This is a genomic window from Desulfobotulus sapovorans DSM 2055, assembly GCF_059569355.1.
On record NZ_JCANVJ010000044.1, the window covers coordinates 1 to 14,562 of the forward strand.

At 52.2% G+C, this 14,562-nt stretch carries 16 protein-coding genes; 13 read left to right on the forward strand and 3 right to left on the reverse strand.

The features are described 5' to 3' along the window. From BR04_RS16900 to BR04_RS16955, 12 genes are all read left to right on the forward strand, one after another. The coding region (locus BR04_RS16900; protein ID WP_496357203.1) for an Lcl C-terminal domain-containing protein at positions 1-460 on the forward strand (460 nt) is incomplete at its 5' end. Positions 461-865: 405 nt separating this feature from the next. Next, a complete protein-coding gene (locus BR04_RS16905) occupies positions 866-1,762 on the forward strand; it encodes an SPFH domain-containing protein (RefSeq protein WP_496357204.1) in 897 nt (298 codons plus the stop codon). A gap of 302 nt (positions 1,763-2,064) precedes the next feature. After that, on the forward strand, positions 2,065-2,547 hold the full coding sequence (locus BR04_RS16910) for an Lcl C-terminal domain-containing protein (protein ID WP_496357205.1): 483 nt from the start codon (positions 2,065-2,067) through the stop codon (positions 2,545-2,547). A gap of 54 nt (positions 2,548-2,601) precedes the next feature. Beyond that, positions 2,602-3,102: an Lcl C-terminal domain-containing protein gene (locus BR04_RS16915; RefSeq protein WP_496357206.1), complete on the forward strand. Its 501-nt coding sequence runs from the start codon at positions 2,602-2,604 to the stop codon at positions 3,100-3,102. 188 nt (positions 3,103-3,290) lie between these two features. After that, on the forward strand, positions 3,291-4,019 hold the full coding sequence (budA, locus tag BR04_RS16920) for an acetolactate decarboxylase (protein ID WP_496357207.1): 729 nt from the start codon (positions 3,291-3,293) through the stop codon (positions 4,017-4,019). Between the two features lie 71 nt (positions 4,020-4,090). Next, complete coding sequence (locus tag BR04_RS16925) at positions 4,091-4,561, forward strand: hypothetical protein (RefSeq protein WP_496357208.1); 471 nt, start codon at positions 4,091-4,093, stop codon at positions 4,559-4,561. Between the two features lie 81 nt (positions 4,562-4,642). Continuing rightward, positions 4,643-5,155, forward strand: a complete 513-nt coding sequence (locus BR04_RS16930; RefSeq protein WP_496357209.1) for an Lcl C-terminal domain-containing protein — start codon at positions 4,643-4,645, stop codon at positions 5,153-5,155. Between the two features lie 255 nt (positions 5,156-5,410). Then, positions 5,411-5,905: an Lcl C-terminal domain-containing protein gene (locus BR04_RS16935; RefSeq protein ID WP_496357210.1), complete on the forward strand. Its 495-nt coding sequence runs from the start codon at positions 5,411-5,413 to the stop codon at positions 5,903-5,905. A gap of 53 nt (positions 5,906-5,958) precedes the next feature. Next, positions 5,959-6,441, forward strand: coding sequence for an Lcl C-terminal domain-containing protein (locus BR04_RS16940; protein ID WP_496357211.1), 483 nt, complete (start codon positions 5,959-5,961; stop codon positions 6,439-6,441). Between the two features lie 465 nt (positions 6,442-6,906). After that, entirely contained in the window at positions 6,907-7,404 is a 498-nt protein-coding gene (locus BR04_RS16945; protein WP_496357212.1) for an Lcl C-terminal domain-containing protein, read from the forward strand. A gap of 43 nt (positions 7,405-7,447) precedes the next feature. Beyond that, a complete protein-coding gene (locus BR04_RS16950) occupies positions 7,448-7,954 on the forward strand; it encodes an Lcl C-terminal domain-containing protein (RefSeq protein WP_496357213.1) in 507 nt (168 codons plus the stop codon). Positions 7,955-8,583: 629 nt separating this feature from the next. Next, the gene (locus BR04_RS16955) at positions 8,584-9,066 is read left to right on the forward strand and encodes an Lcl C-terminal domain-containing protein (protein ID WP_496357214.1); all 483 of its coding nucleotides are present in this window, start codon (positions 8,584-8,586) and stop codon (positions 9,064-9,066) included. Between the two features lie 270 nt (positions 9,067-9,336). Here BR04_RS16955 and BR04_RS16960 read toward each other — a convergent pair whose 3' ends face one another. After that, a complete protein-coding gene (locus BR04_RS16960) occupies positions 9,337-9,996 on the reverse strand; it encodes a rhomboid family intramembrane serine protease (protein WP_496357215.1) in 660 nt (219 codons plus the stop codon). Between the two features lie 181 nt (positions 9,997-10,177). Continuing rightward, a complete protein-coding gene (locus tag BR04_RS16965; protein ID WP_496357216.1) occupies positions 10,178-12,268 on the reverse strand; it encodes a VIT domain-containing protein in 2,091 nt (696 codons plus the stop codon). Between the two features lie 198 nt (positions 12,269-12,466). Here BR04_RS16965 and BR04_RS16970 point away from each other — a divergent pair, with 198 nt between their 5' ends. After that, positions 12,467-13,915 (forward strand): sigma 54-interacting transcriptional regulator, encoded by a 1,449-nt coding sequence (locus tag BR04_RS16970; RefSeq protein ID WP_496357217.1) that lies wholly within the window; start codon positions 12,467-12,469, stop codon positions 13,913-13,915. A gap of 170 nt (positions 13,916-14,085) precedes the next feature. Here BR04_RS16970 and BR04_RS16975 read toward each other — a convergent pair. Beyond that, positions 14,086-14,562 (reverse strand): thiamine pyrophosphate-dependent enzyme (locus tag BR04_RS16975; protein ID WP_496357218.1); only part of this gene is annotated, 477 nt, incomplete at its 5' end.

Sequence of the window (14,562 nt, forward strand, 5' to 3'; positions counted from 1 at the left end):
GAAGGGGTGTTTCAGAAAAAATTTGGCGGTCTTTCTTGGGGTGATGGTGTTTTTCTGTACCGCAGGCACCCTACAGGCAACAGCGTCCCGGTATCAGCCGATAGACGATGGCTCCATTGTTCGGGATAAGAACACAGGTCTTGAATGGAAGCGCTGCCCCTATGGTCAGAGATGGTTAAGTTCAGGTTGTAGAGGAGAAGCCTGGGGAGGAAACTGGTATCAAGCAGTGGAGGTAACAGTTATGGGTGGATTCCGGATTCCGACTATTGATGAACTGAAAACGTTGACTCCATATGATCGATATATTTTTCCTGGTGTTTATAAGTTTTGGTCTTCCTCGCCCTATACCTATGCCAGCCGTACTGACTTTGCATGGTACCTCAATTTCTACCACGGCGATGTCAACCACGGCTCCAAGAAAGGCAACTTCCAGCTCCGCCTCGTGCGTTCCGGGCAGTGATTTTGGCTTTTTTCCAGCAAATGCCGGATTTTCCATGAATTTATAAGGAAAATGGATGTTTACAATAAAAGAAAGGCTTTACGGTTTTTTTAAAAACTGTAGAGCCTTTTTCCTTTAAAGTCTTTGCCCCATCCTTCCAGATCTGTATTCCAATGCCTCATACACTCATCGGAAAACCTGATGCTAACTTTCTTTCAGCCATATTTGTCCGGGTCAGGATTACACCCCCTCTACAGGGAATGAAAAGGGAGGTTTTTTCTTTGTTCCGGACTTGACAGAAAGCCCTGATCCGGAAGACCCTTACGCCGTATTCCGTTTTTTCCAGAAATCCGCCAAACCTGAACTTCTGCCTCTCCGGAGTAGAAGTTCTCAGGAAATCCCGCATTCTAAAAAAGGAGAATCCCCATGGAAGAACAACAGGCAAAGGTGTTTAACGGATGGGCCATGCTGCTTTTCACCCTCATGCTGATGCTGGGCTTTGTCCTGCTCTTTTTTTCCCCTGTGGGGATTATGGCTTTTTCAGCCCTGTTGGGGATTCCCATTCTGATTCTCATGGGCAAAGGATTTTTCACCCTGCAACCCAATGAGGCCAGGGTACTGATTCTTTTTGGGAAATACCGGGGGACGGTGAAAAAAGACGGTTTCCACTGGGCCAACCCCTTCAGCGTACATCGGGATTCCCTGACCGGTCATGGCCAGAAATGCCGGGTGTCCTTGCGGGCACGTAGTTTTGAGACCGAGACCCTGAAAGTCAACGATCAGCGGGGTAATCCCATTGAAATCGCCGCCGTGGTGGTCTGGCAGGTGCAGGACACGGCCCAGGCCCTTTTTGATGTGGATGATTACGAGCATTATGTGCATATGCAGAGTGAATCCGCCGTCCGCCATCTGGCCAGCCACTATCCCTATGACCATGCGGACGACGGTTCCGAAGAGGAACTGACCCTGAGGGGTAACACGGACAAGATCAGTGAAGCCCTTGAAATGGAACTCCGGGAAAGGCTTGCCAGAGCCGGTGTGTCTGTCTCGGAATCCCGGCTCACCCATCTGGCCTATGCCCCGGAGATTGCCGGAACCATGCTGCGGCGTCAGCAGGCGGAAGCCATTATTTCGGCCCGGAAGAAAATCGTGCATGGTGCTGTCAGTATGGTGGAAATGGCCCTTGAGGAGCTTTCCCGGAAGAACATCCTGACCCTTGATGAGGAACGCAAGGCGGCCATGGTGGGCAATCTTCTTGTGGTGCTTTGCGGAGAAACCCAGGCGGAGCCTGTTATCAGCATGTCGGGCCAGAGTCTGCGGTGAGGGGGATGGCGGTAAAGGGCAGCCTTGCCGTTGCTACTTCAATTCCGGCCTTTGTCATGGGCATATGGCGGTGGATGGCAGGCTTGTTGGTATGTGTCAACTTTGTTGGAGGTAACAAGCCTGCTCTTTCAGGTGCTGGTAAGGCCACTGCCCGTATGGATAGGTAACAGGCTTTTTGGTATGCTTGTTGCATTAGGTTTGTTTTATCAGCGAAGATGGGCCATAAAACTGTTTTTTAAGGGTCAGAATCAAAAGCTTTGATGGCGAAAGTACTGAAGAATCATTTAAGAAAGGAAAAGGCCATGAAGAAAAAAACAATCCGGGAGAAGGGGGCTTTCAGAAATAATTTGCTGCTTTCTCTGGGGATAATGGTTTTTTTCTGTGTTGCAGGGGCTGTGCAGGCAGCGGATTCCCGGTTTCAGGAGGTGGAAGGAAGCAACGGCTCCATTATCCGGGATAATACCACAGGGCTTGAATGGCAGCGCTGCCCCTATGGTCAGAGCTGGACAGGTTCAGGCTGTAGCGGAGCCGCCTGGAAGGGAAAGTGGGATGATGCAGTGCAGGTAACAGCTTCGGGTGGATTCCGGGTTCCGACCATTGATGAGCTGAAAACTCTTGCTCCATATGATCAGAATGTTTTTCCTGGTGATGGTTGGTTTTGGTCTTCCTTGCCCTATGCTGGCAATAGTGACTATGCGTGGGGCCTCGTTTTCCACGACGGCGATGTCTACGGCATCTACAAGGACGGCAACGGCCAGGCGCGCCTTGTGCGCAGCGGACAGTGATTTTGGTTTTTTGCCAGTATGTTCGGAAGCCAGCCAATAAGAAAGGAAAAGATCATGAAGAAAAAAACGATTCAGGAGAAGGGGGCTTTCAGAAATAATTTGCTGCTTTCTCTGGGGATAATGTTTTTTTTCTGTGTTTCAGGAGCGGTGCAGGCAGCCCAGTCTCCATCCCCTCCTCCTCCCCGGTTTCAGGAGGCGGAAGGAAGCAATGGTTCCATTGTCCGGGACAATACCACGGGTCTTGAATGGCAGCGCTGTGCCGATGGTGAGCACTGGACAGGTTCAGGCTGTAGTGGAGTATTCAGGCAATGGGACTGGTATGATGCCGTACGGATGACAGCTCCTGGTGGATTTCGGATTCCGACCATTGATGAGCTGAAAAGCTTGGCACCATATGATCAAAATATTTTTCCTGCTACTTACGCGTTTTGGTCTTCCTCGCCCTCTGCCAGCTATACTGACGGTGCGTTGATGCTCCATTTTTTAGACGGTAAAGTCTACAGCTACGTAAAGGGCAACCGCCTCCAGGTGCGCCTTGTGCGCAGCGGACAGTGATTTTGGTTTTTTTACAAAAAAAATGAATTCCAGAGAGTTATGGGCATACCCATGGTTGGCCCATACCCCGGAGATTATCGCAATCATACTGCGGGGTGAGCAGCCCGAATCCGTCATCAAGATGTCGCTTTGGCCCTTCTGGTCGGGATTCATTTCTTCCATCTACTTGCATATCAAAGGATAACGTGATGACAGCTGCCATGCAGTCCGCCCCTCGTAATGACCGGATCTACTTCTGTGCCCCGGTTAACGCACTGGTGGAGGGGATCTACCAGCAGAAAATTCCTCTTGCCGAGATCAAGCAGCACGGCGACTTTGGCCTGGGAACCTTTGACCATCTGGATGGTGAGATGGTGATGCTGGATAACGAGATTTACCAGATCACTTCTGACGGTAAGGCTGCACAGGTGTCTGACGACACCCTGACCCCTTTTTCCTGCGTGGCCTTTTATCGTCCGGTGAGTCATGACCGGCTTGAACAGCCCTGCAATTATCCGGCATTTCTGGACTGGCTGAACAGCCTGCTCCCTTCCCCAAACATCTTCTACGCCATCCGGGTAGATGGCCGCTTCAGCCGGATCAGGGTTCGTTCCGTGCCCCGTCAGGAGAACTACCGCCCGCTGGCTGAAGTGGCAAAGGATCAGCCGGTTTTTGAGTACACGGATATCGAAGGCTCCCTGGTGGGTTTTTACACGCCGCCCTTCATGGGATCGCTGAGTGTTCCCGGCATGCACCTGCATTTTCTCTCCGCAGACCGGAAAACCGGCGGTCACCTGCTGGAATGCTGCCCCGACGGCATCACCGCAGGCATACAGTTTCTGACTACGCTGGAGTTGGGGCTGCCGATGAGTTTTGATTACCTGACCTGCGATTTTCAGCGGGATACGGAAAAGGATCTGGAGAGTGCGGAGCGCTAAGATGAAAGGCATGGGGTTCAGGAACGCTTCTGGTCTTCCAGTGCCTGCGCTGGCAGTATGGCGCTTGTCTGGTGTTCGTGGGCTACGGTGATAAGATCTTCAATGAAGACGTTTGGCTGGTTCGTGCCAGACAGCAGGATATGATGCCTATCTATGAAACATCTGAAAATAGGACTGTTGTTCTGATTTTTTTAATGAAGCCCTCACCCCAACCCTCTCCCAGTGGGAGAGGGAGCTTTGATCGTGTCTTTTTTCTCCCCTCTCCTGTGGGAGAGGGGCCGGGGGTGAGGGCAGAAAGTAATAAACAACCACGATGTTTATCACTTTGTTTCAAAAATGACCGTGCGGAATATAGTTTAACTCCGGCCTTTGTCATGGGCATATGGCGGTGGATGGTAAGCTTGTTGGCATGTGGCCGCTTTGTTGGCGGCAACAGGTCTGCTCGTTCAACCTTGGCAGGAGCATTGCCCGTATGGATAGGCAATGGGGTTTTGGGTATGCTTGTTGCTAAAGCTTATTTTATCAGCGAAGATGGCCCATAAAATTATTTTTTAAGTGTCAGAATCAAAAGCTTTGATAGCCAAGGGAAGGCTTGCAGAAATACTTTAAGAAAGGAAAAGGCAATGAAAGAAAATGGGGTTCAGGTGAAGGGGCGTTTCAGGGAAAATATGGTAGTTTTTCTTGGGGTGATGGTGTTTTTCTGTATTGCTGGAGCCGTACAGGCAGCCGGAAAGCCGGATTTTTCCCGGTTTCCCGAGGTTGCCGAAAGTAACGGTACCATTGTCCGGGACAATACCACAGGGCTTGAATGGCAGCGCTGTCCCTATGGTCTGAGCTGGACAGGTTCAGGCTGTAGCGGAGCCGTCTGGGTAGGAAAGTGGGAGGATGCAGTGCGGGTAACAGCTCCGGGTGGATTTCGGCTCCCGACTATTGATGAACTGAAAACTCTTGCTCCATATGATCAGAATGTTTTTCCTGGTGTTTACCGGGTTTGGTCTTCCTCGCCCTATGCCAATGGTAGTAGCCATGCGTGGAACCTCCTTTTCGACTACGGGATTGCCGGCAGCTACGGCAGTGTCAACTACAGCTTCAAGCACTACGACCTCAAGGTGCGCCTCGTGCGTGTCGGACAGTGACTTTGGCTCTTTGTCCGCAAGGGGTGAAGTTCTCATGAATCCCAATTTGCCGGATGAAAACCGGCAAAGGAAACCACTCCCGTTGTTACTTCAAATCCGGTCTTTGCCTTGGTCATATTGATGATTGATGGGCTGCTTGTTGTGTGTGTCTTGCTTTATCAGCGAACATGGCCTTTTAAATGTTTTTTTAAGGGGCAGAATCAAAAGATTTGATGGCGAGAATATTGAACAATCATTTTAAGAAGGGAAAAGGCCATGAAGAAAAAATGGGTTCAGGTGAAGGGGGGGGACAGAAAAAATCTGGTGGTTTTTCTGGTGGGGATAATATTTTTGGGTGTTGCAGGAGTCGTGCAGGCAGCCCAGCCGCCCCAGCCGCCTCCCCGGTTTCAGGAGGTAGAAGGAAGCAATGGTTCCATTGTGCGAGACAATAACACAGGTCTTGAATGGCAGCGATGTGTCTATGGTCAGAGCTGGACAGGTTCAGGCTGTAGCGGAACTCCCTGGGGAGGAAAGTGGGATAATGCAGTGCGGATAACAGCTTCGGGTGGATTTCGGCTCCCGACCATTGATGAGCTGAAAACTCTGGCTCCACTAGATAAAAGTATTTTTCCTGGTGATTACTACCTTTGGTCTTCCTTGCCCGGTGCCGACAATCGTGGCTATGCGTGGAGCCTCGATTCCGACGACGGCTATTCCGACAACTGCTTCTGGTGCAATTACTACGAGGTGCGCCTCGTGCGCAGGCAGTGATTTTGGTTTTTGCCAGTATGTGCGGAAGTCAGCCAATAAGAAAGGAAAAGACCATGAAGAAAAAATGGGTTCAGATGAAGGGGGGGTTCAGGGAAAATATGGTAGTTTTTCTGGGGGTGATGATGTTTTTCTGTGTTGCAGAAGCCGTGCAGGCAGCGGATTCCCGGTTTCAAGAGGTAGAAGGAAGTAATGGCTCCATTCTCAGGGACAATAACACAGGGCTTGAATGGCAGCGCTGTCCCCATGGTCAGAGCTGGACAGGTTCAGGCTGTAGCGGAAGATCTTGGTTAGGAAGCTGGCATAAAGCCCTACAGGTGACAGCTTCGGGTGGGTTCCAGCTCCCGACCATTAAAGAGCTGCACACTCTGAATCCAATTGATCAAAATGTTTTTCCTGGTGGTGGCTGGTTTTGGTCTTCCTCGCCCTATGTCGGCGACAGTAACGCTGCGTGGGGCCTCAATTTCGACGGTGGCTATGTCGGCACCCGCAGCAAGGACCGCAACGGCCAGGTGCGCCTTGTGCGTGCCGGACAGTGATTTTGGCTTTTGGCCAGCAAGGGTTGAAGTTCCCATGAATTTATAAAAGGCAAGGGAACTTGTTGATAAAAGAAAGGCTTTACGGTTTTTTCAGGACTGTAGGGTCTTTTTCTTTTTAAGACTTCGCCTGCTTTTTTTCATGGGTGCATTGCAAAGCCTGATAAGGCCATAAGCCTATCTGAGTCGAAGATATTTTTGAGAATAAGGGCTGCCGGATCTTTTTTCTTATTATGGCAACCTTGTTGTCATATGTCCGTTTTTGCTGGTGGCAATGAGGTGGTTTTTTAATTTTTCATAAGGCCCTTGCCCGCAGAGACAGGCAATAATCTTCTTTGGTATGTTTGTTGCAAAAGGCTTGTTTTATCAGCGAAGATGGCCCATAAAACTGTTTTTTTAAGGGTCAGAATCAAAAGGGTTGATGACGAAGGAAAGTATTGCAGAATCATTTTAAGAAAGGAAAAGATCATGAAGAAAAAACGGGTTCAGGTGAAGGGGTATTTCAGAAAAAATCTGCTGCTTTTTCTTGGAGTGATGGTGTTTTTCTGTGTTGCAGGAGCTGTCCAGGCAGCACAGAAGTTGGTCGATCTTTCCCAGTATCAGGAGGTCTCCGGAAGTAACGGTACCATTGTCCGGGACAATACCACAGGGCTTGAATGGCAGCGCTGCCCCTATGGGCAGAGCTGGACAGGCTCAGGCTGTAGCGGAGCCGCCTGGGAAGGAAAGTGGGAGGATGCAATGCGCATAACAGCTCCGGGTGGATTCCGGATTCCGACCCTTCAAGAGTTTAAAACGATGGCACCATATGATCAGAGTATTTTTCCTGGTGCTTACCGGCTTTGGTCTTCCACGACCTTTGGCGGTTACAGCGGCTATGCGTGGTACCTCCATCTCAACTACGGCGATGTTCGTACCTTCGGCAAGAAGAACTTTTACCAGCTCCGCCTTGTGCGTGCCGGACAGTGATTTTGGCTTTTTATCATGAGGCATCAATCAGAAAGGAAGGGCCATGAAGAAAACACAGGTTCAGGTGAAGGGGTGTTTCAGAAAAAATCTGGCATTTTTTTGGGGGATGCTGGTGTTTTTCTGTGTTGCAGGAGTTGTGCAGGCAGCGCAGCAGCTGCCCAACGCTGATCCTTCCCGGTTTCCGGAGGTCGCCGGAAGTAATGGCTCCATTGTTCGGGACAATACCACAGGGCTTGAATGGCAGCGCTGCCCCTATGGTCAAAGCTGGACAGGCTCAGGCTGTAGCGGAGCCGCCTGGGAAGGAAAGTGGGAGGATGCAATGCGGATAACAGCTCCGGGTGGATTCCGGGTTCCGACCATTGATGAGCTGAAAACTCTGTATCCATATGATAAAAATATTTTTCCTAGTCATAAACTTGACTGGTTTTGGTCTTCCTCCCCCGATGCCAGCCATACTGACTATGTGTGGTTCCTCCTTTTCTACAGCGGTCAAGTCGGCCTCAACGTCAAGGGCAACGCCATCCAGGTACGCCTTGTGCGTGTCGGATAGTGATTTTGGCTTTTGGTCATAACGCACCCAGAAGAAAAGAAAGATCATGAACAAAAAACAGGGTCAGGTGACGGGCCGTTGCAGAAAAAATCTGCTGATAATTCTGGAATTACTGGTGTTTTTCTGTGCTGCAGGGGCTGTTCAGGCAGTGGATTCCCGGTTTCAGGAGGTGGAAGGAAGCAATGGTTCCATTGTCCGGGACAATAATACAGGTCTTGAATGGCAGCGTTGTCCCGCTGGTCAGAGCTGGACAGGTTCGGGCTGCAGCGGAATCGCCTGGGAAGGAAACTGGTATAATGCCATGCGGGTAACGGTTCCGGATGGATTTCGGGTTCCGACCCATGGTGAACTGGGAACGATTAATCTGTTTGATCCATATAACCAGACTGTTTTTCCTGGTGATGGCAGGTTTTTCTGGGCTTCCTTGCCCCCTGCTCCCCCTGGCAGCTCTTATGCAGACAGCCATCTGTGGCAGTTTGATAAAACCTATTTGGATCATATGTACAACAAAGAAATGAGAGGCTCCGGTCGGCTTCGTTTCGTGCGTGGAGGACAGGGAGGCATGCAAGTACGCGGTGGAAGGTAATTCTGGCTTTTTGTACGGAGCCACCCCAAAGAAAGGAAAGGCCATGAAGAAAGAAGAATTTATGATGAAGGGGCATTTCAGAAAAAATATGGTGGTTTTTCTGGGGGTGATGGTGTTTTTCTGTGTTGCAGGGGCCGTGCAGGCAGCGGATTCCCGGTTTCAGGAGGTGGAAGGAAGCAATGGTTCCATTGTCCGGGACAATAACTCAGGTCTTGAATGGCAGCGCTGCCCCCATGGGCAGCGCTGGACAGGTGCCCGTTGCATTGGAACCGTCTGGCGAGGAAACTGGTTTGATGCAGTGCAGATAACAGCTCCGGATGGATTCCGGCTCCCGACCATTCATGAGCTGGAAACTCTTGCTCCATATGATCAAAGTATTTTTCCTGAAAAAGACTGGTTTTGGTCTTCCTCGCCCGGCGCCTACGATGCTCGCTCTGCGTGGGGCCTCAATTTCTACGGCGGCTATGTCTACCTCAACGTCAAGGTCAGCCTCAGCCAGCTTCGCCTCGTGCGTGTAGGACAGTGATTTTGGCTTTTGGCCAGCAAGTGTTGGATTTTCCATGAGTTCATAAGGGAAAATAGGTCTTGTTAATACAAGAAAGGCTTTACGGTTTTTTAAGAACGGTGGAGCCTTTTTTTTTAGGTGTGTCCGTCACCGAATTCCGGCTCCCCCCATCTGGCCTATGCTCCGGAGATTGCAGGAACCATGCTGCGGCTTCAGCAGCCGGAACCCATCATCAAGAAATCGGCCCGGAATCTTCCGGGCGGGTAGGCGGTTTTTGGGTAAGGGGAAAAATCAAAAGACTTTTCCCCTCCGGATTTTGCGGGTGAGCGCCTCTGTGCCAAAGGCAAAAAATCCGCCGAGAATCCCCCCTGCGTGGGCAGTCACAAGGGGGGTTCCCAATCCGCCGGGATGCAAATCCTCAAAGGGCAGCGTTCCTGTTGCCACTTCAACTCCGGCCTTCACCATGAGAACAAGCAGGACACCAAGCCCGAAAATCCGGTTTTCTTTCTCCGTCAGCAGTTCGAGGCCCATCACCGCCATCAGGCCGTGGGCCAGCCCCGAAAGTCCGCAGTATCCGACCTGCTCTGCAAGGGGAGAGAGAAGGGCCAGCCCCAAAGCCCCGGCAAGGGCGCAGCCCCCATACCAAAAACGTACCAGAATCTCCGGCTGCCTGAGGGCGGTATAAACGGCAAAAAAACCGATGCCGTCGATGAGCAGGTGGTAAGGGCTTACATGGACGAAGGCGTGGGTGAAAAAGGCGAGAATCTTTCCGGAAGCCGGGAGGTCGGTCTGGAAAAACAAGGCGGGATGGGGCAGGCCCGTAAGAAAAAGGGGGATGTTGAGAAAAAAGAGAAGCCCGCAGAAAAGGAACAGTTCCGGTTGACGGAAGAGGCCGTTCCGCCATGGTCGGATGATGACAGCCGGTTTTTTAGAAGAATTTATTTCAAACATGGATTTTCTCCTTTTCTGAAAGGCATTTCCGGGAGCTCTTATTTCCTTGTTGGAGCATGAAAACGTTATTTTGAGGGTGTTTCAGGGCTTGTTTTGCCCTCACCCCCGGCCCCTCTCCCAGAGGGAGAGGGGAGAAAAAACAGGGGCCTGCCCCTGCAAGGATACGACTGCTGTTCTGTTTTCAGGAAATCGCCTGACCCTGCTTTCTTCTTCTGCGGGTCAGAAGGGCCAGACCGATGAAAAGGGGCCCCAGCGGTCCGGAACCGATATTGGGGGATCTGGCTCCCTGGAACATGGAATTGTCGCCCTGGGGGCTTTCATGGGAAGTCTGCTCTTCTTCCGGAGTTCCGCCATTCCGGGGCGGGGTATCGGGCAGATCCACCCTGCGGTTTTTGGGTTCTTCGGTTTTACGTTTTTCCTGGGCCTTGCGCTCCGCAGCCACCCGGTCGGCGTTTTTATTCCCCATGCCCAGTTCCTCCTTTTCCGCCTCTTTGACCACCACCATGGACGTGTATTCCGTCACAAGGGAGTAGGCCACGGCCAGATCCACCACCTCTTTTTTATGCCGCTCACTTCCGGTTTCCCGGATTTCCCGCATCCGGTCTTCGATGGCGGAGAGGGCCCAGAGCCGTTCGATTTCAGGATTTTCCAGATCTTCCTCAGGAAGCATGACCGTGCAGGTCCAGGATTTTTCCTCACCGCCGATGCGGCCCCGGAGGGTGACACGGGTTTGTCCGGATTTTTTATATTTTCCGAAAAGAACCACCTGCTGGCCCTTGTAGAGATTGCCGATGGAAGCCGGTGTCAGCTCCGCCACACCGTTGCCTGAAAAATCAATGCGGGTGTTGTAGAGGCTTTCATGGATCACCTTGGCCTTGGCCTGAAGAATGCGGCCGATGATGTCATCGCTGGTGGAAACGTTCATGGCGAACCCGCCGGAAACATGGGCGAGAGATTCCAGAAGGGGCCGGTTGGCGCTGTTTCCCATGACAAAGGTGAAGAGGCGTACATCGTGGCGGCCCGCAAGGGTGAGGAAATCCTGCATGGCGGTTTTGCCGATGTTGGCGACACCGTCGGTGACAAGAAAAATGCCACTGGTGCGATCGGCGTCAATGCCCTCGTACGCCATTTCCAGACCGGCGTGGATGTCGGTTCCGCCGCCTGCCTGAATCTCTCCGGTCCGCTTTACCATGGCCCGGATGTTCTCTTCTGTGGCCTGCATCCAGCCACCGGAAAAATCCCTGGCCCTGTTGTTGAAGGTGATGACCCGGAAGCGGTCTTCCGGCTTCATCTGCCCCATGGTTTTCACAAGACCTTCGCCCAGTGTGCGGATTTTTTCTCCGGACATGGAGCCGGAAACATCCAGAACAAAGGTCCAGTCCGTTCCGTTCTCGATCCGCTGCAAGGCACCGCCCGGTGTGACCACCAGCATGAAGTGGCCTTCCTGACCGGCCTTTTTATAGGGGATCATTTCCACCCGTGCCGGAGCCTCTTCGGAAAGACGGTAGTAGAGCACCACATCCTTGCCAAGGGTTGTACCTTTAGGCTCTTCGATGAGAATTTCGTACACCTCTCCGGACGCCTTTTCTTCATGGGAATCATCGGAGGCCTTTCTGGTGATGCCAGCGCGGGTCTCAAAACCGGGAAGCCGCAGATCCTTAACGGGATAGGCGGATTTCAGGGTGGCCGTGAAGCGGAAAGAGCCTTCCACCTTGTCGTCGATGGCCCAGAAATTCATGGCCGCCGCATCGTCCACATTCCCTTCTTCTAAGGGATACACGTATCTTCCGATGCCAAGATCCATAGACAGGGGCTGATAGTACACCAGCCGCACACGGGTTTCTTCCTGGGCCCGTACGGGAAACACCCGGACTTCGAAATATTTGTGGGTGTCCTGATCCGCAAGGGCGGTCTGATTGCCCTTCGCCTTCTGTTCCTTGTAGGTTTTCTGCGCGGCTTCCTTGGGTAGCACCTCCCCTATCAGCTCCTTTCCGTCCACAAAAAGACTCACCTCGGAAAGACTGGCTTTTTCCGGAAGGGGAAAGCGGTAAAGGGCTTCCAGATCCTGCGTGGCGCTGCTCCGGAAAATCTGATCCACCTCCGTGCGGGCAAACCCGTTATTGATGGTGACATCCACATGGTGCTGTTTCATGGAAATGAGGTTTTCCCTCCCATCCAGAGGCTTGAGCAGGCCTGCGGCAAAGGCGGAAGGGGAAAGGGTGAAAAGGCATAAGAGGATGAAAAACATTGTCTGGTGGATACATCGTTTCATGGCGGTACTCCTTGTGGTAGGGTTTCATGGTAGAGCTGTATCCGATTTTTCAAGTCCTGTGCCATACAGAATTTCAAAGATTTAATAATTTAAAAACAAGTGGTTATGAAAAAATTCAAAAAAACACAAATTTCTTACCGCAGAATAATCGCACTTTGATGGCGTAGCCATGTACACATAAAATGACAGGACATACAGATGCTGACACTGAGCAATGCAAAAAGGGAATGGATCCGGCTGGTGGAGTCCGCCATCCGGGCCAACCCCTTTTCCGAGAAAAGACGGGAGCTGGATCGTATCATCGGCGGAACCGATGAGGATGCGCTGGCAAGCACCCTCCGCACCGTGGAGGAAGAGGTGGATCGCCTCATTGCCCAAGGAAAGGGGCGATGGGATCTCTACGCCGAACCGGACGCCACCCTGATGAAGCGGTTTTTCCTCTTTGATTTCTTTCACCGTTTCATCTGTGAGTTCGATGCCCATATCGAGGCCCAGATCCTTGCCGGGGAACGCCCCCTGAAGCTGCATTTTGCACGGGAGGGGCTGGGGTATCTTCAGGCCCGCGGATTTTCGGAAGCCGAAGCAGCCATTCAGTTTGCCACCTGTTTTCAGCTGCGGCGGGCCTTTTATTTCATCAACCGGAGCCTTGTGGGCCAAAGCCCCTGCATGGGACGTTTGCGGGAAAAACTCTGGAACAACGTCTTCACCAACAATATCGAGCGCTACGACCGTTTTCTCAGAAACCGCATGGAGGATTTTTCTACCCTCATCATCGGGGAGACCGGGGCAGGCAAGGGCGCTGCCGCTGCCGCCATCGGCCGATCCGGCTTTATTCCCTTTGATCCGGCTGCGGAACGCTTTGCCTTAAGTTTTACGGCAGCCTTTGTTCCCGTGAACCTTGCGGAATTTTCTGAATCCCTCATCGAGGCGGAGCTGTTCGGATTCGTCAAAGGAGCCTTTACCGGTGCGGTGCGGGATCAGGAGGGTGTCTTTTCCGGGTGCAGTCCCTACGGATCCATTTTTTTAGACGAGATCGGAGAGGTTTCCCCCACCCTTCAGGTAAAGCTTCTCAAGGTTCTGGAAGAGCGGATTTTTTCTCCAGTGGGCTCACGGGAGCGCATCCGTTTTGCGGGAAGGATCATTGCCGCCACCCACAGAAAACCCGAAGAGATGCTTCAGACAGGTGCCATGCGTCCGGATTTTTATTACCGGCTCTGCTCGGACACCCTTGTGGTTCCTCCTTTGCGGATGCGCATCGCAGAAACCCCCGAAGAACTCCGGGACATGGTGGCCCATATTCTGGGACAGCTGGTGGAAGATGAGGCTTCTGGCATGAGGGATTGGGTGGTGGAAATTCTCATAAAAGAGCTGGGGTCTGGTTATCCATGGCCCGGAAACGTGCGGGAGCTGGGGCAAATGATCCGGCGTATCCTGCTCAACCAGTCCTGCAGAGACGGCCTCATCCGGGAAACACGGCCCGATGTGCCAGAATTTACGGCGAAGATTGCGGAGGGCGTCCTCTCCATGCAGGAACTGACGGTTCTATACTGCAAGCACCTCCATGGACTCTTTGGCACCTATGGAGAGGTGGCCCGGAGAACGGGTCTCGATCGGAGGACGGTGAAAAAATATGTGGAAACGCCATGATCTTTAGCCAGAATTGGGCTTCATGCGGCGGCGGGGGAAGGGGACGCTTTGCTTGCAGGTGGGAAAAACAAAAATATAAGGGCGGGAGTCCGCCTCCCGCCCCAGCGTAAATCTGAATTTTTTTTCCGGACGGCATCCGGGATCTTTCCGGGCCGTCCGGGAACTACGTCTTACTCTTTGCTGCCCTTGGCGTCGGCCATGAATTTCAGGGCGGTATAGCGTTTGGTGTACTGGTCTTCAATGGCTGCGCGGAGCTTTCTGGATTCTTCGGGGAAGCTCTTTTCCAGCATGGCAAAGCGGTTTTCACCGGAGAGGAATTCCTGAAGGCTTCCGTCCGGAGCCTTGGATTCCAGAACAAAGGGATTTTTGCCCTCTTCCTCCAGCAGGGGATTGAAGCGGTAAAGGGGCCAGTAGCCGGACTGAACGGCCAGCTTCTGCTCTTCCTGGGTTTTGCCCATGCCCTTTTTGATGCCCTGGTTGATGCAGGGGGCGTAGCAGATGATGATGGAAGGGCCGGGGTAGTTTTCCGCTTCCACAAAGGCTTTGAGCACCTGCTGCTTGTTGGCGCCCATGGCCACGGAAGCCACATAGACATAGCCGTAGCTCATCATCATGCGGCCAAGATCCTTTTTGGCCGTTTTCTTGCC

Bases quoted from the DNA above. Each gene is read 5' to 3' on its own strand.
- BR04_RS16905 (WP_496357204.1), top strand. From the start codon at position 866: ATGGAAGAACAACAGGCAAAGGTGTTTAACGGATGGGCCATGCTGCTT.
- BR04_RS16910 (WP_496357205.1), top strand. From the start codon at position 2,065: ATGAAGAAAAAAACAATCCGGGAGAAGGGGGCTTTCAGAAATAATTTG.
- BR04_RS16915 (WP_496357206.1), top strand. From the start codon at position 2,602: ATGAAGAAAAAAACGATTCAGGAGAAGGGGGCTTTCAGAAATAATTTG.
- budA (WP_496357207.1), top strand. From the start codon at position 3,291: ATGACAGCTGCCATGCAGTCCGCCCCTCGTAATGACCGGATCTACTTC.
- BR04_RS16930 (WP_496357209.1), top strand. From the start codon at position 4,643: ATGAAAGAAAATGGGGTTCAGGTGAAGGGGCGTTTCAGGGAAAATATG.
- BR04_RS16935 (WP_496357210.1), top strand. From the start codon at position 5,411: ATGAAGAAAAAATGGGTTCAGGTGAAGGGGGGGGACAGAAAAAATCTG.
- BR04_RS16940 (WP_496357211.1), top strand. From the start codon at position 5,959: ATGAAGAAAAAATGGGTTCAGATGAAGGGGGGGTTCAGGGAAAATATG.
- BR04_RS16945 (WP_496357212.1), top strand. From the start codon at position 6,907: ATGAAGAAAAAACGGGTTCAGGTGAAGGGGTATTTCAGAAAAAATCTG.
- BR04_RS16950 (WP_496357213.1), top strand. From the start codon at position 7,448: ATGAAGAAAACACAGGTTCAGGTGAAGGGGTGTTTCAGAAAAAATCTG.
- BR04_RS16955 (WP_496357214.1), top strand. From the start codon at position 8,584: ATGAAGAAAGAAGAATTTATGATGAAGGGGCATTTCAGAAAAAATATG.
- BR04_RS16960 (WP_496357215.1), bottom strand. From the start codon at position 9,996: ATGTTTGAAATAAATTCTTCTAAAAAACCGGCTGTCATCATCCGACCA.
- BR04_RS16965 (WP_496357216.1), bottom strand. From the start codon at position 12,268: ATGAAACGATGTATCCACCAGACAATGTTTTTCATCCTCTTATGCCTT.
- BR04_RS16970 (WP_496357217.1), top strand. From the start codon at position 12,467: ATGCTGACACTGAGCAATGCAAAAAGGGAATGGATCCGGCTGGTGGAG.